Raw genomic sequence first — 20,312 nt, 5'->3', positions numbered from 1 at the left:
GTCATGATTTTATCATACCACGACGTCGGGTCGCAGTTCGGTGGTCATGCGCACCAATCAGGTTGACCGCTTCGGCAATTAAACGTCACTATGATCTAGACATAGTGCATTGGTTGGTAAACTGTGGGATCCGGTTTACACTATCGCGTTGTCGGCGTCGAGATCGAAGTCACATTCGACCTAGTTGACATGTTGCGTGTCTCGGCGGCCTTGCACCGAGTGCTGGTAGCCGTATCCAACGTAGATCGCTATGCCCACCAACAGCCAGATGGTGAACCGGATCCAGGTCAACGCGGTCAGGTTCAACATCAGCCAAACTGAAGCACAGATCGATGCAATCGGCAGCAACGGCACCCACGGCGCACGGAACGCCCGCTGCAGATCCGGCTGCGTTCGGCGCAGGACAATCACCCCGGCCGACACCAGGACAAACGCGAACAACGTTCCAACGTTGATCATCTCCTCAAGCTTGGCTATCGGAAACACTGCTGCCGTCGTACCCACCACCGCTGCAACAAACACGGTAGTCCGAACCGGGGTACCGCGCGAACCGGTCCTCGCCAACCCCTGGGGCAACAGCCCGTCGCGCGCCATGGCAAACAAGACCCGACATTGCCCGAGCATCAGCACCATCACCACGGTGGTCAATCCGGCCAACGCTCCGACGGAAATGACTTTACTAGCCCAATTCACCCCGTTGACCGTGAACGCAGTAGCCAGGTTTGCCGGACCATGGCCGGGGACAGTCTTGAGCTGGGTATAGGAAACCATTCCGGACAGCACGACCGAGACCGCGACGTAGAGCAAGGTCACGATCCCCAGCGACGCCAGGATCCCCTTCGGAACATCACGCTGGGGCCACTTGGTCTCCTCAGCCATAGTGGCCACGATGTCAAAACCGATAAACGCGAAGAACATAACCGATGCTCCCGCCAACACGCCATACCAACCATAATTGCTACTGTGCGCACCGGTGAGCAGCGACAACAACGACTGAGTAACACCACTTGCGTCGTGTCCGGTTTCCGGGCTCGGAATGAACGGCGAGTAGTTAGCGGCTTTGATGTAGAAGGCACCAACCACCACGACCAAAACCACCACCGACACCTTGATGCCGGTAACCACCGCAGAAAACTTCGACGACAACTTGGTACCCAGCGCGCACAGGATGGCCACCACCGAAACGATCAGCAGCGCACCCCAGTCCAGCTGGACCACTCCGAGTCCGACTGTGCCACCGACGAATCCGAAAACAGTACCCAGGTAACTCGACCAGCCTTTGGCCACTACAGCCGCACCTATCGCCATTTCCAGCAGCAGATTCCAGCCGATGAGCCAAGCAAAGAATTCACCAAAAGCAGCGTAGGAGAAAGAGTATCCACTGCCCGCCACCGGCAGCACCGAGGCGAATTCGGCGTAACACAGCGTCGCTAACGCGCAGGTGGCCGCTGCAATCAGAAAAGCGACCCAGATAGCTGGACCGGTGATGTCGCCAGCAGTCGATGCGGTCACCGTGAAGATACCGGCGCCGACAACTACCGATACCCCGAAAACTACTAGATCCCGCCAGGTCAGGTCCTTACGTAGCCGGGTAGTGGGTTCGTCGGTATCGGCAATCGACTGTTCGACCGACTTCATCCGCCATCGACTGGCCATCAACCGTCCCTTCGTCAGCCGTTGTGACGGCACAGTACCGAGTAACCTCCGGGGAATGCGCGTGGTAGCTGAAAGCGCACGAGGCCAGGCGGTCACCATCGGGGCCAGCATTGCCGGTTTGTCTGCCGTGTGGGTACTCTCCGACTTCATATACCCGGGTGACGGTTTTCAAGCCAACGACACCGACAAACGTCATCAGAATTTGCCAGAGCCAGCACCTGCTGACCAGTGGGGCAAGCGAGTTTGAGGGCTTGTTTCCGGACCTGTTGAAGAACATGGTAGCCGTCGACGTGCCGATACTTCAAGAACCGACCGGACTGTATCCAACTGAGCGCCACAGGCACGTACCTGGAATGGGGCACACCCTGTATGAGGAACTCACGGCCTATGTGCCAAGCAGACCGTATCTGGAGATGACGGATCCGCGACATCGCCAACGTCGAGATCGTGCGGAGGTCTGTTGTGGCGCCGGGGTTCGACCGAATACAGCATTTTGAGGGGCCAGTGTACTATAGATACTCAGGCAAGCTGAATGGCCCAGAGTCGTGGCCGCCAAATTGGGGGGCTCGACGTTGCCGGCTGCAACATTCAGCCACTAGTGTGATTGTCGCAATGAGTATACCGGCGGTCAACCGAAGACACCGTGGATATCGCCATCCACTACGCCACTCACTAACTTCCTGTACTTTCGTACATCTGCCTAACTTAATTTCGTCTCCCTGCGGGCCTGGTCCCGGAAGAAGTGGGCGTCACCAGCGTGTCTGTAGGAGGTGGGCATGCTTGCGCTACGAGAACAGTACCTGAGTCTTAAACCACTTTCGGGGTGGCCCACGCTAAACTCGCTTCAACTTTCCCCGAGATGATTGCACTGACTGACGCGCTGCTTGGCGCGCATCTGAGTGCGACGCTGGCACACGCTGAGCCGTGCAGTGACTTGATGTTTCACGCTTTTCCGGCCAGCAGATAGCGCCGCTATGCCAAATTGGACCATTTCCGGGGCAGGGAACCGTCCCCTTCGGGGATGCCGTAGCCAGCTTCAACCCCACATTTGGACCAAGAATGACAATGACGTCGGTAAAGGCCGGTCACCTGCGACGGGCACTGAAATCCCGCAACGACGACCTGGCTCGCGCACTGAATTGGGCCACTACCAAAACCACCTACGCTGTGTGGACAATGAACGCCATCACCGAGCTCATGCTTTCATCACGGATCCTGGTACACACCCCGGTGGTACCGACCAGTCGGCCGGCTGTTCGACCAATTCCTCGGGACCGCCCAGATCGATCCCGTGCTCGCCACATGGGTTCTGTGCCAACTCTCCTTTCTGCACAGACTGTACTTGGTGCCATAAGCCAACGTAATTAGGTCGCGTCAGCGTTCACAACCTGCGGCTGCAGCTACGCGAGCGCTGGCAGGCCATCATAAACCGACGGTCACTCTGAACAGCTTGGCAGGTTTATGCGCGACCAGCCGAATCGGGCCGTCGTCGGCTGCCACCCAGACCGCCATACCGCGTTCAATGGTGAGTGACTGGGCTTTGCCGTGCACCGTTGTCGCACCCTCAATGCACAACAAGATCTGCGGGCCTTGCAACACATCGTGGCGTGACGCGTCGACCTCGTGCCCCAGATAATCGCCGTCGAGTGCCAGTAGCGCGACCTCGAACTCATCGGTCGGAGTTTCGTATACCACCGCGAAACCCTCGCAGCGAGTCGGGGGACGCAGCGCAGCCTCAGGGGTAGGGGTGAAGTCCAGCACCCGCAACAGCTCGGGCACATCGACATACTTGGGGGTGAGGCCTCCTCGTAACACATTGTCCGAGTTAGCCATTACCTCCACACCGACCCCTCGCAGATAGGCATGCAAATTGCCAGCCGGCAAGAAGATGGCTTCTCCGGGAGCGAGGGTGATGCGGTTGAGCAACAACGACGCCAGCACGCCGGCGTCGCCGGGATAGCGCTCGCCAAGCTCCATCACCGTCTTGACTTCCGGCAGGAACTCCGTTGCGCCGGAGCTGACGTAGGCGATGGCACCCTCCAGCACGGCAGGTACCAGCACGTCAATGTCAGGCTGGGGTGCGGTGATCCAAGTGGTGAACAGCGCACGCAGACCGTCGGCGTCAGACTGATCGCTCAGCAAATGGATAAACGGATCGAGGTCGGAGACCGCTAACGCCATAAGCAGCTCGGCAGTGCATGACGCCTGGCGAAATCCAGCCAGCGCCTCGAATGACTGCAGCGCCACCAACAACTCCGGCTTGTGGCTTGTATCACGGTAGTTACGCTCCGACGAGAACACCGGAATGGCCAGATGTTCTTCGCGTAGATAACCCTCGACCGCCTGCTCGGTGCTCGGATGGGCCTGCAACGACAGCGGTTCGTCAGCCGCCAGCACCTTAACCAAGAACGGCAGCACATCACCGAATCGGGCGCGTGACACGGCGCCGAGCTGTCCCTCCGGATCAGCGACCAGAGCCGCCAGTAAAGAGGTTTCACCGTTCGCTGCTTGTAGCCAAGCCGGGTCACCGGGGTGCGCACCGAACCAGAGCTCAGCTTCGGGGTGAGCAGCCGGCACAGGTCGCCCAGTGAATTCGGCGATAGCGGTCCGCGATCCCCACGCGTATGTCCGCAACGCTCCGCGTAGCAGTTCCACTTCCTATGCTATCCTCGGACCAATCGCAAGTAAACAGCGGCCATCTCGAGCCGAAGAGCCAATATTGCCAATTGCTGCTCGGCGCTACTCGGCGCCGGCAACTTGGCCAAGCCGTTGGGCTTGTCTGGCACATCCTCAGCTGCGACTAGGTAGACGTCGTCGATCCCAGCGACCTGGGCGGCCACCACGGTCCGCTCGCTAGCCAAAGTGAACGCCAACACCCGTAGTCGCTCGGGTAGCGGTCCATCGATCTGTTCGTCGTGAAAGAGAGCATTCACCGAGGCAGGAGCATAGTCGGCAGTACCGGCCAAGGCACGTACCGCCACAACAGCGTCCGAGAACCCGGTGGCGGATACCACCTGGTGCGCAATCCGCAGCAGTACCGAACTGCCATGCCGAGCCAACGCCAGCGTCGCAGCACCATCGCCCGCTAACGCCACCCGACGACCAGACACGCGCGCGGCTAGTGTCTTGGCAGGATTGGTAAAGACCTCGTAGCCGACGCTATTGCGTAGCGCTTCGGCGTCTAACTCGTCGGCAAGCATCGCCAAATCGAGGTGTAGCCTGGGGTCCACATTGTGCAATGCGGCCAAGCCCGCAGCCAGGTACCGGCACAATCCAAATTCGTCGGGAACCCGCAGTCGCGGCTCGAGCACCGCGACACGACCGGCCGTCGCGTCACGGAGTGGCCCCTCGTACGGTGCTGCCACGACCACCCGCGCACCACGGCGCACCGCGATCGCGGCAGCACCGACCAGTGCCGGATCGCCGGGGTCATCGCCCGCAACGATCAACACATCAAGCGGTCCGACCCAAGGCGGGAGCTCGCCAGCGACGACGATCGGCTCGGCGGCCGCACTGGAGGTCGCGGCCAACATAGACCCAGCCGTCTCCGCGGTACCGCGGCCGGCCACCCAGATCACGGTGCGTGGACGGTCGTTAGCGCGTAGCGGCTCCAACGCACCTTCATCGGCCGCAGCAGCGATAGCGCGCACTTGCGCGCCGGCCGACGACGCGGCCCGCAACAAGCCGTCCCGATCGGCAGCAATCAAGCCCTCAGTGTCTTCAAGGTCGATAAATCGAGTGGCGTTCACGGTTCCGCCTGTGAGCCCGGGATGTGGGCAGCGATTTGAGCACTGACCTGGGCTACCACCATGTCTACACCTTCGGTACTGCAGCCCTCCACATTGAGCCGCAACAACGGCTCGGTGTTGGAGCTGCGCAGGTTAAACCAGCTGCCGCCGCCCAAATCTACTGTCACCCCATCCAAGTGATCGATCGAGTGAATCCTGCTATCGAAAAACTCCACCACGGCGTCCACACAGCTCGGCGCGTCCGCTACGGTGAAGTTGATCTCACCGGACGATTCGTAGCGTTGGTAGTCGGCGGTCAGCTCCGAGAGCGGCCGTTGCTGCTCACCGAGAGCGGCCAGCACATAAAGCGCGGCCAACATCCCGGAGTCGGCCCCCCAAAAGTCACGGAAGTAGTAATGTGCCGAATGCTCACCACCGAAAATCGCGCCGGTTTCAGCCATCAGCTCCTTGATATAGGAGTGCCCGACCCTTGAACGCAACGGCGTGCCACCGCGCTCGCTGACCAGTTCGGGCACCGCACGGGAGGTGATCACGTTGTGTATGACCGTAGCACCGATCTCCCGGTTGAGCTCACGAACAGCCACCAAGCTGGTTACCGTCGACGGCGAAACCGGCGAGCCACGTTCGTCGACCACGAAGCACCGGTCGGCATCCCCGTCGAAGGCCAGTCCGATATCGGCGCCGGTGTCACGCACATAGGCCTGCAGATCCACCAGGTTCGCCGGATCCAGCGGGTTGGCCTCGTGATTCGGAAACGAGCCGTCTAGCTCGAAGTACAACGGCAACAAAGTGATCGAATCAATGGCGCCGAGCACAGCGAGCGTCGTGTGACCGGCCATGCCGTTGCCGGCATCCACGGCGACCCGCAATGGACGCCATCCAACGGTGTTCACCAATGACCGCAAAAACGCCCCGTAATCGGCCAGCACATCGCGATCAGCAATAGTTCCGGGTCGCCCTTGGGAAGGCGAATATGGTGCAACCCCGGCGATCACATCGTCGCGGATGACAGCCAACCCAGTATCTGCACCGATCGGTTTGGCACCCGCACGACACAGCTTGATGCCATTGTAGGCTGCTGGATTGTGACTCGCGGTAAACATCGCACCCGGGCAATCCAGCAATCCCGCGGCAAAATACAGCTGGTCGGTAGAGGACAGGCCAATCCACACCACATCAAGGCCTTGACCGGTTACCCCCGCCGCAAAAGCCGCGGCCAGCGCCGGCGAACTGTCACGCATGTCGTAGCCGAGAGCTACTTGCCGGGCACCCTCAGCGCGCATCAACCTCGCAAATGCCGCACCGAGATCGGCGCTCAACGACTCATTTATTTCTTTACCAACTAGACCGCGTACGTCATATGCCTTGACGACACGGTGGACAGCCGCGGCGGACCAAGACATGCGGGGCCTCCTGATGACGGGGACTCTTGGCGCCAGCCTATCGGCCCAACACAGACGCGGGCAGGAACGGCATAGATATAGTATTAATGGATAGCCGGTTGCTAATCCGAACTAGTCGGAGGGGTCAGGCAACACTCGCAGATGTCCGCGTCGCCGTCCGGAACGAAGCTCAGGTGGCGCGAGCAGACCACCACTGGGCGCGGTGGCATGAGCTCCTGCAGGCTGCAGATGGGGATCTGTCAAGTCGCCTAGCGGTGTCCTGGTTCCGCTCCCGTAAGGCCGGTCTGCGCCGCCTGGGCTTTCACGTACCGCATCAGCCAACGCAACCAGGTCGTCCTCGTCAGGATTGCTGGGCAGTGGTCCGGCATGGCGCACGAGTTCCCAGCCACGCGGTGCCGTGATACGGGCGGCATGGTCGACGCACAGATCCCACGAATGCGGCTCTCGCACAGTAGCGAGCGGACCTACCACCGCCGTCGAGTCCGAGTAGACGAACGTCAACGTCGCCACAGCATAGTGCGGACACCCGGGCCGGCAGCAGCGACGGGGAACGTTCACGACCGCAAGGCTATCGTGCGAAAACGCCGCCGAAGCACCGGACACGCGCATCCGTTCGGCGCGGGATGTTTAACCGTTACCATCAGCCCAGTGAGTAATTCCTGCAGCGATTCGCCCAGCTCCTCGCGACACGGTCGGTGGTCGCGCCGGTCCCCGGTACGTCGAGCCGCGAGAAGAGGCCGAGACATCCGCGGTCCGCTGTTGCCGCCAACAGTACCGGGATGGCGTAGCCGGGCTGAGCGGTTCGACATGGCGGTGTTGGAGGCCTACGAACCTATCGAGAGACGCTGGCATGGGCGTGTGTCGAAGCTCGACGTCGCGGTCGACGAAATCCCCCGCATCGCCGCCCGGGACCCGGAAAACGCTCAGTGGCCACCCGAGGTCATCGCCGACGGGCCAATCGCGCTCGCCCGGCTGATCCCCGCTGGCGTCGACATTCGCGGTAATGCCACGAGGGCGCGAATTGTCCTGTTTCGCAAACCGATCGAGCGGCGGGCCCACGACACCGTCGAACTTGGTGGATTGTTGCACGATATTCTGGTGGCTCAGGTGGCGATTTATTTAGACGTCGAACCTTCAGTCATCGACCCGACGATCGACAGCGACTGAGTCGCCGGCCCTGATGCAGCCCCTCCAGTCAGATAACACCACGCTTGAGGCGGCGACGTTCGCGCTCGGAAAGACCGCCCCAGATGCCGAAGCGCTCGTCATGTGCCAGGGCGTATTCCAGGCACTCGTAGCGCACTTCGCAGCCCAGGCAGATCTTCTTAGCCTCGCGCGTGGAACCACCCTTTTCAGGAAAGAAAGCCTCGGGATCCGTTTGCGCACAAAGTGCGCGGTCTTGCCATTGATCACTTGGCTCTGACTCAAGTTCGGCTTCAAATCCAGCTAGTGCTTCAGGAACCAAGCTCAAATACGGCCGGGCGACCGCTGTCTGCGCCACGCCGGACGTGGTGTGCGGTGTGCTTCCCATTACGCCCCGAAGGTGCTCATAGGACATGCGTCATCCGCCTCCTCACCGTGTGATTGGGGGTGATCTTTACCCAACTGTATGTAATGTACAGACAATTCGAACAAGTGATCGAATCCCGGCCTGCGACACCGGGACCGGCCAGCCAACCGTGAAATGACACTAATGTGATTAGACACGGGTTAACCTGTCAGGTCAAGCATGGCCACAAAATTCCATACCATCTTGTGATCGAATTTCGGCGTTTCTGTTGCTGTCGACCCTCGGCGTGTCAAGCGCGTCTAACCACAAACTCTGCACAAAACCCTTTCCTCACTTCCCTAGTTCTCTAGAGGCGCTAAGGGTTCGGCTTAATCCCCCGACTCTACCCCCACAAGCGGGCGACGAGCCGGGCGGTACTGTCATGCGGCGTGAAGGTCACGGTTCTTGTTGGTGGATCAGGCGGTGCCCGCTTCTTGCTGGGGATTCAACAGTTGCTCGGCCTGGGTCAATTTGGCCCACAGCAATGCCCAAATACCTCAGCAGCAGATCACGAGCTAACCGCCGTCGTCAATATCGGCGACGACGCCTGGATGCACGGGCTGCGTGTCTGCCCGGATCTGGACACATGCATGTATACTTTGGGTGTTGGGGTCGACCCGCAGAGAGGCTGGGGCCAGTGCAACGAAACCTGGCACGCCAAGGAGGAACTCGCGCGGTACGGCGTGCAGCCGGACTGGTTCGAACTCGGCGACCGCGATCTGGCCACTCACTTGGTGCGCACCCAGATGTTGAATGCCGGCTACCCACTGTCAGAGATCACCACAGCACTGTGTAACCGCTGGCAGCCGGGCGCACGGTTGGTGCCGGCCAGTGACGACCGTTGCGAAACCCACGTAGTGATCACTGATCCGATCGATGAGAGCCGGCGCATGATCCACTTTCAGGAGTGGTGGGTGCGCTACCGCACCCAGGTTCCCACACATAGCTTCGCTTATATTGGAGCGGAAAAAGCCAGCGTCACAACTGAAGTGGTAACAGCCATTGCTGACGCCGACATCATTTTGGTGGCACCGTCGAATCCAGTGGTAAGTATCGGCGCCATCCTGGCCATCCCCGGTATTCGCGGTACACTTCGAGCAGCTACAGCCCCGGTCGTCGGCTACTCGCCAATCATTGGTGGAAAGCCGTTGCGCGGCATGGCCGACGAATGTCTCGCAGTGATCGGAGTGCAGTGCACCGCAGCGGCAGTAGGCCAGCATTATGGGGCGCGCTGCGCCACCGGTATTCTGGACTGCTGGTTGGTACACGAAGACGACCGCGCCGAAATCGATGGGGTCACAGTGCGATCGATACCGCTGCTGATGCGCGACCCGAAGGCAACAGCTGACATGGTAAGCGCCGGTTTAGAGCTCGCGGGCGTGGCAACGTGACCGAGCACGGCACCGCCTCGACGATCGAAATCCTTCCTGTCGCCGGGCTTCCCGAATTCCGGCCCGGCGACGATCTGAGTACCGTCATCGCCGCGACCGCGCCGTGGCTGCGCGACGGCGACGTCGTAGTGGTCACTAGCAAAGTAGTATCCAAGTGTGAGGGTCGGTTGGTCCCGGCGCCCAAGGATGCCCAAGCCCGAGATAAACTGCGTCGCAAGCTGGTCGACGATGAGACGGTGCGCGTGCTGGCACGCAAAGGCCAAACCTTGATCACTGAGAACAGGATCGGGTTGGTGCAAGCTGCCGCCGGCGTGGACGGATCCAACGTTGGCCGAGGCGAACTTGCGCTGCTACCTGTCGATCCCGACGCCAGCGCCGCGGTGCTGCGCACTGGGTTACGCGAGCGGCTCGGTATCAACATCGCCGTAGTCATCACCGACACGATGGGCCGCGCTTGGCGCCACGGCCAAACCGACGTCGCGGTCGGCGCGGCCGGTTTAGCTGTGTTGCACAACTATGCGGGTGCTGTCGACCGTTACGGCAACGAGTTACTGGTCACCGAGATAGCGGTGGCCGACGAGGTCGCAGCCGCCGCCGATCTGCTCAAGGGCAAATTGACCGCTATACCGGTGGCCGTGGTGCGCGGCCTCAACCCAACTGAAGACGGCTCGACCGCCCGGCACCTGCTACGAGGCAGCACCGACGACCTGTTCTGGCTCGGTACCGCCGAAGCCCTCGAATTGGGTCGCCAGCAGGCACAACTACTGCGCAGGTCGGTGCGCAAGTTCAGCGAGGAGCCAGTAGCAGCAGAGCTGATCGAAGCAGCCGTGGCCGAGGCCCTTACCGCCCCAACCCCACATCACACCCGGCCCGTGCGGTTTGTGTGGCTGCAGACCCCAACCATCCGGACCCGGCTGCTGGACCGGATGGCCAACAAATGGCGCTTAGACCTCGCCGGCGACGCCTTGCCCGCTGACGCGATAGCACGGCGCATGGCGCGTGGCCAGATCCTCTACGACGCACCTCAGATCGTCATTCCCTTCATGGTTCCCGACGGCGCACATACCTACCCCGACGCCGCCCGCATTGGTGCCGAGCACACCATGTTCACAGTCGCCGTCGGAGCAGCGGTGCAAGCCCTGCTGGTCGCGCTGGCAGTGCGCGGGCTGGGGAGCTGCTGGATCGGCTCAACGATCTTCGCCGCCGACCTGGTCCGTGCCGAGCTCGAACTGCCAACCGACTGGGAGCCGTTAGGAGTCATCGCAATCGGGTACGCCCAGGAACCAGCCGGGTTGCGTGAGCCGGTCGAAGTAGCCGACTTGCTGCTCCGCAAGTGAACCCACACTGCGGCCATTAGGTTGCACACCTGTGGCCGTCTTGCAGCCGATGCCAGAGATCAACCTACCCATAAATGAGCTCACCGCTTTCGGTCGAAAATGGCTCGTCGGCTCGAAATTCTCCCAAGAAAGACGAGATGGACTCCGGCACGTTGATCGACGTGACTGTCCGAGGCGCACTGTCGATGATGCTCAGTAACATCCCGGTCGCGGTTCCCACCGCCAGCCAGCTGCAGCCATCGCAGCCCGATTATGTGGAAGTTGGGTCAGTGCAAATAGTCGGCGACGTGTGGCCACAGAACTTCGATGTGGGCTACCAGCCGGACGGAGCGCGAATCACGTTCGACAGCAAGACACTGAACAATCACGACAGCGTCGAGAAGAACTGGCAGGACACGCTAAACGACTTGGCGACCGAGGCAACTCAGTTTCCCAGTGCCGTCGTAGGTTTTGCGGTCGCTATCCCCACGACATGCCTGGCACCAAGAGCACAAACGAATACCATCATAGGGACCTCGGCTTGGCTGGGCAGCCGAAAACTTGTGAACAAGCCCGACCATCGAGCAAAGACAATGAGCTTGGTCTCCTAGGACCCGGTAACCGGTCGAGTCGACCCCGACCTGTCCGACTCACAGAGCCCACTGCAGATCGAACGATTCAGCACCGACATGTACCACTCGTACCAAGCCCGATTCAAGGCCCTTTCACCTTACGCTACCTCAATTGTCCGACGCACTTTATGGATGGTGATTACGTATGTCGACGGCTACCCCGATACTTAATCCCATGACGACATTCGCGGGCAAGACAGCCGTGTCTGCAGACAAAGTTCGCGGCGGTTATTACACGCCGGCTCCCGTTGCCCGATTTTTGGCCCGTTGGGTTCGCCAGGCGGGTCGGAAGATCCTTGAGCCATCCTGCGGCGATGGTCGAATCTTGCGCGAAATCACCGCGCTCACTGACCAGGCGCACGGAGTGGAACTGCTGGCACGCGAGGCACGGAAGGCCCGAACATTCTGTTCAGTTGACACTGAGAACTTCTTCACGTGGCTGCGCAAGACCCGAATGGGCAGCTGGGACGGTGTCGCCGGAAACCCGCCCTACATCAGGTTCGGGAACTGGGCCGCCAACCAGCGGGATCCGGCGCTGGAACTGATGGGGCATGCGGGCCTGCGCCCGACAAAGTTGACCAACGCCTGGGTCCCGTTCGTTGTGGCGAGCACGACGCTGGTGCGCGACGGCGGACGAGTAGGCCTAGTCATTCCAGCAGAACTACTCCAAGTCAGCTACGCGGCACAGCTACGCGAATTTCTCCTGAGTCGCTTCTCCGAGATCACCCTCGTCACCTTCGAACAGTTGGTATTCGACGGAATTTTGCAAGAAGTTGTGTTATTCTGCGGTGTCGCCGGCGCGGGTCCAGCGCAAATACGCACTGTCAGTGTCCGCGATGCGAACACCCTCGACATGCTAGCCGAACAGGAACTGGGTGTCGAGTCTGCTCCGGCATTGCTGCACGAAAAGGAAAAGTGGACCAAGTACTTCCTCGACCCCGCGCAGATCCGGTTGCTGCGAAAACTCAAGCATGCCAACACGATGACCCGGTTCGGCGAACTGGCCGATGTAGATGTAGGCATCGTGACCGGCCGCAACAGCTTCTTCACCTTCACCGACGCCGAAGCGCGTGCACGAGGGCTGCGACCGCACTGCGTCCCGCTCGTCTCGCGCAGCATCCAGCTGTCTGGCCTCGTCTACGACACGGGCTGCCGGGCTGGCGATATCGCCGCCAAGCACCGGACATGGCTGCTCGATGCTCCGCGCAACCCGACAGATCCTGCCCTGGTTACGTATATCGATGCTGGTGAACGCGCTGGCGTCGATAAAGGCTACAAATGCGCGATCCGCAAGCCATGGTGGAGTACACCATCGTTGTGGATCCCTGACCTGTTCATGCTGCGCCAAATCCACCTAGCGCCGCGCCTGACCGTCAACGCCGCCGCCGCAACCAGCACCGATACCGTGCATAGGGTTCGTATTACCGCCAACGTGGCCCCAATCGCTCTTGCCACCGTGTTCCACAACAGCGCCACCTTCGCCTTCGCCGAAATCATGGGGCGCAGCTACGGCGGAGGCATCTTGGAGCTCGAACCCCGGGAAGCCGAGCAGCTGCCCATTCCCCCACCGATATACGCCAACGCCGAACTTGGCCAAGATATCGATCTGTTGCTAAAGGCTAACGAGATCGAAAAGGCGCTCGACACCGTGGACCATCGGGTGCTGATTGACGGACTAGGCTTGTCACCGGGCCTCGTCGCCGAATGTCGCGCGGCCTGGGTGTCACTTCGCGATCGCAGGACCAAGCGGGGATCCCGGGTGAACATCTCGCGATGAACATTCGACAGTCCACCATCGCGATCCTCGCCGATTGGCGTGCGCCCGATCCGACCCAGGACTCGTTGCGGCATACGGTGCTGGCCTTTATCCATAGCTGACCCTACACGTGCCGTCGGGAATGCGTCCCTGGTCACGTCACCGCGTCGTCACTGGTCCTAAACGACACCGGCAACCAGGTGCTACTCACCCTGCACCCGCGTCTTGGTCGCTGGCTGCAGCTGGGCGGCACTGTGCGGATATCGACGACGACCTCATTGCCGCGGCGCTACGCGCGGCCACCGAGGAATCCGGCGTGGCCGATCTGCACATCACACCTGAACTGACCGCAATTCACATCCACACGGTCACTTGCTCGCTGGGCGTGTCGACCCATCATCGGGATCTGCAATTCGTGGCGCACACACCGGCCGGGGCGCACATCGCAGTAAGCAACGAATCGGAGGACTTACGGTGGTGGCCCGCCGACACCCTGCCGCCGGGGGCCGATCACGCGCTTATGGTACTTAGTCGCCCGGGCCACCCACCGAACTCGAAGCTGGCCGAAAATTCACTGCTCGAGCGTGAGAATGGCTGCACGTTAGTCGTAATCAGACATCAGACGAGTAGCGGATCCCGCCGTCGGGAACCGAGACGCCGGGCCACACTCGGGCACCCCGCAACAACTCACAACGCGCACCGATGTCAGCACCATCGCCAATTACCCCGTCGCGGATCAATGCTCGCGGACCAATGCGGACACCGAAGCCAAGGATCGAACGCTCGATCACACTGCCGGCCTCAACCTTGGCCCCATCGAAAATCACCGCACCGTCTAGCCGGACACCAGGGCCGACCTCAGCATCACGCCCAACGACTGTGCCGCCGACCAGCACCGCGTCGAGAGAAACTGCCGCGCTGTTGTACACCAAGTGCTCACCACGGTGGCCGCCCAAGGCTGGTGACGGGGCGATGCCACGCACCAGATCCGCCGATCCACGAACGAAATCTTCTGGGGTACCCATGTCCCGCCAGTATGTGGCATCGACGTAGCCACAGACCTTAACGTCGGTGTCGGCGAGCAGGGCCGGGAACACCTCACGTTCGACCGATACCTCACGGCCTCGCGGAATCCTGTTAATGACCTTGCGCTCAAAGATATAGCAGCCGGCGTTGATCTGGTCGGTCGGCGGGTCCTGCGTTTTCTCCAGAAAAGCGGTGACTCGGCCATCCTCGGTGGACACACAGCCGAAAGCCCGTGGGTCACCCACCCGTACCAGATGTAAAGTGACGTCGGCGGAGTTGATTCGGTGAAATCCCAGCAACTGCCCGAAGTCAACACCAGACAGCACATCGCCGTTGAACACCATGACGGTGTCGTTACGCAGCTGACCGGTGGCATTGACGATACCACCGCCGGTCCCCAACGGAGACTGCTCGGTCACGTAATTGATCTGCAAGCCTAGCTTGGACCCGTCACCAAACTCCGTCTCAAACACCGCCGCCCGATATGAGGTACTCAGAATCACGTGCTCGATGCCGGTCGCAGCGATCCGCGACAACAGATGGGTGAGAAACGGCAGCCCGGCGGTTGGCAGCATAGGTTTAGGTGCAGACAGGGTCAACGGCCGCAGCCGGGTGCCCTTGCCGCCGACTAGGACTACCGCATCGACTTGAGAAGTTGCCAACTCAATGCCACCCTTCTGCCAGTTGTCCCGTCCTGTTACACAGCCTGTTTGCGGCGCGAACTGCGCACCATCAAGCGAGAACGCACCGCCAACGAGCCACGCAACATCCAGCGCAGTGGGGCTCGCCACCAACCAGAATGTCGATCAGCCAAGAAGATATAGGTACTTTTGTGATGGGCTGCCAAATGGCTTGCCGGGTCATGTCCGGTGGAATGGCCCTTGTGGTGCAGTACTTCGGCCGACGGTACATAGATGCTTAACCAACCGGCTTTGCCCAGCCGGTCCCCCAGGTCGACGTCCTCCATGTACATGAAGTAACGCTCATCGAAGCCACCGACCTCACAGAAAGCCGACCCCCGCACCAGCAGACACGAACCAGACAGCCAGCCCACCGGCCGTTCGGTTGGCTGGAGCCGCTCCTGGCGATAGGCGGCTGTCCACGGATTACGTGGCCAAATCGGCCCTAGCACCGCGTGCATGCCGCCGCGAATCAGGCTTGGCAAGTGACGCGCAGACGGGTACACCGACCCGTCGGGATCGCGGATCAACGGACCCAGGGCCCCCGCGCGAGGCCATCGGGCGGCGGCGTCCAGCAGAGCGTCGATGCTACCCGGTCCCCATTGCACATCCGGGTTAGCCACAATCACCCAGTCATCAACCCAAGGTTGATCAATTGCCCCGCCCTTCTCAAAGAGCTGTGCGATCGCGAGATTCGCCGCCGTTCCGTACCCAAGATTGGCCCCGGTCTGAAACAACCGAACGTTGGCGTAACGCTCGACCGCCACCTGCGGTGTCCCGTCGGTGGACCCGTTGTCGGCCAACACCACGCTGACCGGACGGTCAGTAGCGAGTGCTAACGAAGCCAAGAAACGCTCCAAGTGTGGGCCCGGCGAGTAGGTCACCGCGACGACAGGAAGCGCGTCACTCACGCGTAGAGGGTAACGGTCGATCGGCCGGAACGCGGCCGCGAAATACCGCGAGTGCCTCGACAAGTGCGCTGCGCCAGGGCCGTAACGGCGTTAAGCCGGCCGCGGCGGACTGTCGACCAGATAGCGCGGAATAGGCTGGCCGGGCCGCCGGCCGCGGATTTTGGGCAGTGCTGACGGGTCGCACTCGCAGCGGGTCGGCGCCGCATTCTTCGAACACGGCGCGGGCTTGGCCGAACCGTGAGACCTCACCCTCGTTCGCGGCGTGCAGGATCGACCCTTGCACACCTCCATCGGCGATCTGCAGCAACGCAACAGCCAGGTCGGCAACGTAGGTCGGCGATCCGGTCTGATCATCAACCACGTCCACCGGGCCGTCCTCGGCAGCCAGCCGCCGCATGGCAGCGACGAAGTCCTTGCCGGTCCCGCCAGTGTAAACCCAGGCGGTCCGGACCACAGTGGCTTCGGGCAACGCCGCCAGTACAGCTCGTTCGCCGGCAAGTTTGCTGCGGCCGTACACTCCCAGCGGCCCAGTTTCATCCGTGGTCTCATAGGGACGCGGCGTAACCCTGTGGGAGCCCGAGCCGAAATCACCACTGAACACGTAGTCGGTTGAGACATGAATGAGCGCGGCGCCGGCGCACCGGCAGGCACGCGCGATGTGCTCCGGACCGGTGGCATTGACCTCGTACGCCCTCGACTCGTCACTCTCGGCGCCATCGACGTTAGTGTAGGCAGCGCAATTGATCACAACATCACCACTTTGGATGATCCGCTGAGCTACCGCGGCATCAGTGATATCCCACTGCGACGAAGTCAACGCCAGCACGTCCCGGCCCGCCGTGGTGGCCTGCGCCGCCAGAACGTTACCAAGCTGCCCACCGGCACCGGTAATCACTAGTCTTCCTGACCTGTCCGACATGACTTGAGTCTGGCATGCCTTAGGAAAGCTCGGGCCACGCCGCGACTGGCTACCCAACAAGCCGCTGTGTCGAAAGTAGTCTAGGGAGATGCCTGTGCAACGTGTGGTTCGTACAGTTGCCACTGCGCTGACTCTTGCGATCGTGCTGGGGACCGGAGGCGCGTGGACTAGCTTCCAATCGTTCGAGGACGGCATATTCCACATGTCCGCGCCCTCACTGGGTAAGGGTGGCAACGACGGTGCGATTGATATTCTGCTGGTCGGTTTGGATAGCCGTACCGATGCTCACGGTAACCCGCTGTCGGCCGAGGAGCTGGCGACGCTGCGGGCCGGTGATGAGGAAGCCACCAACACCGACACGATCATCCTGATCCGGATACCCAACAACGGGAAGTCGGCAACCGTAATCTCGATTCCACGGGACTCTTACGTGCAGGCTCCCGGCCTGGGTAAAGCGAAGATCAACGGCGTCTACGGCCAAACCAGGGAGGCCAAACGAGCGAGTCTGGTCCGGGCCGGCAATTCCGCCGAGGACGCCATGGCTCAGGGCACCGAGGCCGGTCGTGAGGCCCTGATCAAGACAGTCGCCGATCTCACCGGCGTTACCGTCGACCACTATGCCGAGATCGGGTTGCTCGGTTTCGCGCTAATCACCGACGCGCTCGGTGGCGTCGACGTCTGCCTCAAAGATGCAGTGTTTGAGCCAATGTCGGGCGCCGACTTTCCGGCCGGCCGGCAAAAGCTGAGCGGTCCGCAGGCGCTGAGCTTTGTCCGCCAGCGCCACGAGCTGCCCCGCGGCGACTTGGACCGGGTGGTGCGTCAACAGGCGGTGATGGCCTCACTAGCCCACCGAGTCATCTCCGGAAAAACCCTATCCAGCCCGTCCACAGTGAAGCGGCTCGAGCAGGCTATCCAGCGCTCGGTGGTGATTTCTTCGGGATGGAATCTGATGGATTTCCTCAAGCAGTTGCAGAGCCTGGCAGGCGGCAAAGTCGCCTTCGCCACCATTCCGGTGCTCGACGAAGCCGGGTGGAGCGACGACGGCATGCAAAGCGTGGTACGGGTGGACCCGCACCAGGTTCAAGACTTTGTTGGCGGCCTGTTGCACGAACAGGACCAGGACAAGACCGAGGAGCTGTCCTACACACCCGCCAAGACCACCGCCAACGTGGTCAATGACACCGACATCAATGGACTGGCCGCGGCGGTGTCAGATGTGTTGACAGCCAAGGGATTTACTGCCGGACTGGTGGCCAACAACCAAGGCGGCCACGTGAAGGGCAGTCAGGTGCGCGCCGCGAAGCCTGACGACCTCGGCGCCCAGGAGGTCTCCAAGGAACTGGGCGGATTGCCGGTCGTCGCCGATGGATCGATACCCGCAGGATCGGTGCGGGTGGTGCTGGCTAACGATTACACCGGTCCCGGCTCTGGGCTGTACACTGACGGTTCGATGGCGCCAGTCTATGCGTCAAACCCTGTTTCGTCGGCTGACCCCAACATCCCGACACCATCCCCGATCCTTACCGCCGGGTCCGACGAACCCGAGTGCATCAACTGAGTACACTCAGCGCGACTATCCTGGACCCGATGTTGCTGACCGACCTACTCGACCCGCGCATCACCTATTACGACGACGCCACCGGAGAACTCACCAAGTTATCTGCAGCAGTCCTGGCCAGCTGGACTGCCAAGACCGGCAACCTATTGCACGACGAACTGGCCACCGGACCGGCCAGCCGGATCGCAATCTTGTTGCCGACACACTAGCAGACGGCGGTTGTTTTATTGCAGGGCGTGGTGGATCAGCGCCGAGATGCTCTTCGGCCCAGCGGGCTGAAGAGACCCGGCGTCAGACCTCGCGCTGCGCACCGCCGAACGGCTGTGCGAAGTCTCAAGCAGTACAGCTCCTGGCCGCGAGGTTATCGTGCGACCCGCTCGGCCGGCCAAGCGGCGTCAACGACTACGCGACCGCAGTGCGGGTGCACGGCGATCAGACAGTTCCCGAACGCCATTCCGATCCCGCGCTTGCAGGCTGATCAGTCGAGGAGATCCTGACCAACTGTGAAAAGTCATCGGCAGCAATAAGCTTAACGTCACGCGACTGGGTATTCTCCACCGAGTCGTGGACCGAACTTACCTTATTTGATCAACGGTCTGTTGGCGATCATGACCGTCGGCACGTCGTTAGTACAAATGGCTCACCCCGATCCGGCGGCACTGGCACACAAGATTGAAACCGAAAAAGTCACCCGAGTACTTCGAGTCAGGAAATTCCCGCCATCGGCTAAGCCAATTCATATTGATATCGCCATATTTACACGTTACTGTCGCGAAGACATCGGCGGCGTGTGGAACGACAGACCCAATAGGAAGGTTCGAGCAATGGTTCAGGGACTGTTGACAAAGGCAGCAACCACGGTAATCACCGGCCTGGCCGGGGTAACCGCCTACGAGGTGTTACGCAAAGCCGTGGCCAAGATGCCGCTACACCAAACCGCGGTCTCGGCTGCGGAGCTGGGGCTGCGCGGCAGCCGCAAGGCCGAGGAGGCCGCAGAGTCGGCCCGACTCAAGCTTGCCGATGTGATGGCTGAAGCTCGCGAACGCATCGGCGAAGAGGCGGCCACGCCGGCCGTTAGCGGCATCCACCAGCACGATCACTGAGCGCATGACATGACTCTTACGATAGCTGAACAGATCGCGACAGCCGAAGATCCTACCATCGTAGTGGTTTCGGATGCAGCTGAGCGCATGAGGATTCAGGTCCATTGGGTCCGCTGCAACTCCCGGCGGGCTGTAGCGGTCGAAGAAGCGGTAGCCAAGTGTAACGGTGTGCGGGTCGTGCACGCCTACCCGCGCACTGGGTCCGTCGTCGTGTGGTACTCGCCCCAACGCTGTGATCGCCCATCGGTACTGGCAGCGATCAGCAGCGCAGCACACGTGGCTGCAGAGTTGATCCCCGCCCGTGCGCCGCATTCGTCCGAGATCCGCAACAGCGAGGTGCTGCGTATGGCGATCGGCGCTGCAGCGTTGACGCTGCTTGGCATGCGCCGCTACGTGTTCGCGCGTCCACCGCTGCTACCACCAACCAGTAGGCTGGTCGCTAGCGGCTTCACCATATTCACCGGGTACCCCTTCCTGCGTGGCGCGCTGCGCGCGCTGCGCTCTGGTAAGACCGGCACCGATGCGCTGGTTTCGGCAGCAACCATCGCCAGCCTGATACTGCGCGAGAACGTGGTAGCACTGATCGTACTGTGGCTGCTCAACATCGGTGAATACCTGCAGGATCTCACATTGCGGCGGACTCGACGGGCGATCTCAGAACTC

General features: G+C 61.3%; 17 protein-coding genes and 4 pseudogenes. 12 read left to right on the top strand and 9 right to left on the bottom strand.

What is annotated here, in order from left to right; genetic code table 11:
- Window positions 1–180: 180 nt before the first annotated feature.
- Window positions 181–1,656: an amino acid permease gene (locus tag MUBE_RS06645; RefSeq protein WP_116539940.1), complete on the bottom strand. Its 1,476-nt coding sequence runs from the start codon at window positions 1,654–1,656 to the stop codon at window positions 181–183.
- Window positions 1,657–1,711: 55 nt separating this feature from the next.
- On the opposite strand from MUBE_RS06645, the gene MUBE_RS17590 reads away from it, so the two are divergent.
- Both MUBE_RS17590 and MUBE_RS20070 read left to right on the top strand, forming a co-directional pair.
- Complete coding sequence (locus MUBE_RS17590; protein ID WP_243632905.1) at window positions 1,712–1,903, top strand: hypothetical protein; 192 nt, start codon at window positions 1,712–1,714, stop codon at window positions 1,901–1,903.
- 564 nt (window positions 1,904–2,467) lie between these two features.
- A pseudogene (locus MUBE_RS20070) lies at window positions 2,468–3,101 on the top strand (oxidoreductase); the annotation flags it as partial.
- Here the strand turns inward: MUBE_RS20070 and manA are convergent.
- From manA to MUBE_RS06620, 4 genes are all read right to left on the bottom strand, one after another.
- Window positions 3,079–4,311 carry a mannose-6-phosphate isomerase, class I gene (manA, locus tag MUBE_RS06635; protein WP_116539939.1) on the bottom strand — a complete coding sequence of 411 codons (1,233 nt, stop codon included), beginning with the start codon at window positions 4,309–4,311 and terminating at the stop codon, window positions 3,079–3,081. The pseudogene MUBE_RS20070 and the gene manA sit on opposite strands and share 23 nt — an antisense overlap.
- 8 nt (window positions 4,312–4,319) lie before the next feature.
- Window positions 4,320–5,405, bottom strand: a complete 1,086-nt coding sequence (locus tag MUBE_RS06630; RefSeq protein ID WP_116539938.1) for a TobH protein — start codon at window positions 5,403–5,405, stop codon at window positions 4,320–4,322.
- On the bottom strand, window positions 5,402–6,808 hold the full coding sequence (locus MUBE_RS06625) for a phosphomannomutase/phosphoglucomutase (RefSeq protein WP_116539937.1): 1,407 nt from the start codon (window positions 6,806–6,808) through the stop codon (window positions 5,402–5,404). Before MUBE_RS06625 ends, MUBE_RS06630 begins: the two co-directional genes overlap by 4 nt.
- A 111-nt stretch (window positions 6,809–6,919) precedes the next feature.
- Window positions 6,920–7,366: a DUF3499 domain-containing protein gene (locus MUBE_RS06620; RefSeq protein WP_207801672.1), complete on the bottom strand. Its 447-nt coding sequence runs from the start codon at window positions 7,364–7,366 to the stop codon at window positions 6,920–6,922.
- Window positions 7,367–7,552: 186 nt separating this feature from the next.
- On the opposite strand from MUBE_RS06620, the gene MUBE_RS06615 reads away from it, so the two are divergent.
- A complete protein-coding gene (locus tag MUBE_RS06615; protein ID WP_116540007.1) occupies window positions 7,553–7,975 on the top strand; it encodes a metallopeptidase family protein in 423 nt (140 codons plus the stop codon).
- Between the two features lie 28 nt (window positions 7,976–8,003).
- On the opposite strand, the gene MUBE_RS06610 is transcribed toward MUBE_RS06615, so the two are convergent.
- The gene (locus MUBE_RS06610; RefSeq protein ID WP_116539935.1) at window positions 8,004–8,339 is read right to left on the bottom strand and encodes a WhiB family transcriptional regulator; all 336 of its coding nucleotides are present in this window, start codon (window positions 8,337–8,339) and stop codon (window positions 8,004–8,006) included.
- Between the two features lie 407 nt (window positions 8,340–8,746).
- Here MUBE_RS06610 and cofD point away from each other — a divergent pair, with 407 nt between their 5' ends.
- The 5 genes and pseudogenes from cofD to MUBE_RS06580 all read left to right on the top strand — a co-directional run bounded on the left by cofD (window position 8,747) and on the right by MUBE_RS06580 (window position 14,057).
- Window positions 8,747–9,748 (top strand): 2-phospho-L-lactate transferase, encoded by a 1,002-nt coding sequence (gene cofD / locus MUBE_RS06600; protein WP_116539934.1) that lies wholly within the window; start codon window positions 8,747–8,749, stop codon window positions 9,746–9,748.
- Entirely contained in the window at window positions 9,745–11,085 is a 1,341-nt protein-coding gene (locus MUBE_RS06595; protein ID WP_116539933.1) for a coenzyme F420-0:L-glutamate ligase, read from the top strand. Before cofD ends, MUBE_RS06595 begins: the two co-directional genes overlap by 4 nt.
- A gap of 74 nt (window positions 11,086–11,159) precedes the next feature.
- A complete protein-coding gene (locus MUBE_RS06590; RefSeq protein WP_207801671.1) occupies window positions 11,160–11,675 on the top strand; it encodes a hypothetical protein in 516 nt (171 codons plus the stop codon).
- 196 nt (window positions 11,676–11,871) lie between these two features.
- A complete protein-coding gene (locus tag MUBE_RS06585) occupies window positions 11,872–13,473 on the top strand; it encodes an Eco57I restriction-modification methylase domain-containing protein (RefSeq protein WP_165849743.1) in 1,602 nt (533 codons plus the stop codon).
- A pseudogene (locus MUBE_RS06580) lies at window positions 13,470–14,057 on the top strand (NUDIX hydrolase). Before MUBE_RS06585 ends, MUBE_RS06580 begins: the two are co-directional and overlap by 4 nt.
- Before the next feature lie 6 nt (window positions 14,058–14,063).
- Here MUBE_RS06580 and manB read toward each other — a convergent pair.
- From manB to rfbD, 3 genes are read right to left on the bottom strand one after another with little or no spacing between them, the layout of a single operon-like run.
- A complete protein-coding gene (gene manB / locus MUBE_RS06575; RefSeq protein ID WP_116539931.1) occupies window positions 14,064–15,140 on the bottom strand; it encodes a mannose-1-phosphate guanylyltransferase in 1,077 nt (358 codons plus the stop codon).
- A 35-nt stretch (window positions 15,141–15,175) separates the two neighbouring features.
- Entirely contained in the window at window positions 15,176–16,069 is an 894-nt protein-coding gene (locus tag MUBE_RS06570; protein ID WP_116539930.1) for a glycosyltransferase family 2 protein, read from the bottom strand.
- Window positions 16,062–16,988, bottom strand: coding sequence for a dTDP-4-dehydrorhamnose reductase (gene rfbD, locus MUBE_RS06565; protein WP_116539929.1), 927 nt, complete (start codon window positions 16,986–16,988; stop codon window positions 16,062–16,064). The genes MUBE_RS06570 and rfbD overlap by 8 nt, the downstream gene beginning before the upstream one ends.
- Before the next feature lie 88 nt (window positions 16,989–17,076).
- On the opposite strand from rfbD, the gene MUBE_RS06560 reads away from it, so the two are divergent.
- The 4 genes and pseudogenes from MUBE_RS06560 to MUBE_RS06545 all read left to right on the top strand — a co-directional run.
- Complete coding sequence (locus MUBE_RS06560) at window positions 17,077–18,546, top strand: LCP family protein (RefSeq protein WP_116539928.1); 1,470 nt, start codon at window positions 17,077–17,079, stop codon at window positions 18,544–18,546.
- A pseudogene (locus MUBE_RS06555) lies at window positions 18,534–19,247 on the top strand (TIGR03089 family protein); the annotation flags it as partial. The gene MUBE_RS06560 and the pseudogene MUBE_RS06555, both read left to right, overlap by 13 nt.
- Before the next feature lie 123 nt (window positions 19,248–19,370).
- Window positions 19,371–19,649 carry a DUF1490 family protein gene (locus tag MUBE_RS06550; RefSeq protein WP_116540006.1) on the top strand — a complete coding sequence of 93 codons (279 nt, stop codon included), beginning with the start codon at window positions 19,371–19,373 and terminating at the stop codon, window positions 19,647–19,649.
- A 9-nt stretch (window positions 19,650–19,658) separates the two neighbouring features.
- A pseudogene (locus MUBE_RS06545) lies at window positions 19,659–20,312 on the top strand (cation-translocating P-type ATPase); the annotation flags it as partial.

It is taken from the genome of Mycobacterium uberis, assembly GCF_003408705.1.
Classification (GTDB): Bacteria; Actinomycetota; Actinomycetes; order Mycobacteriales; family Mycobacteriaceae; genus Mycobacterium; species Mycobacterium uberis.
This window is presented reverse-complemented; position numbering and strand designations above follow the sequence as displayed.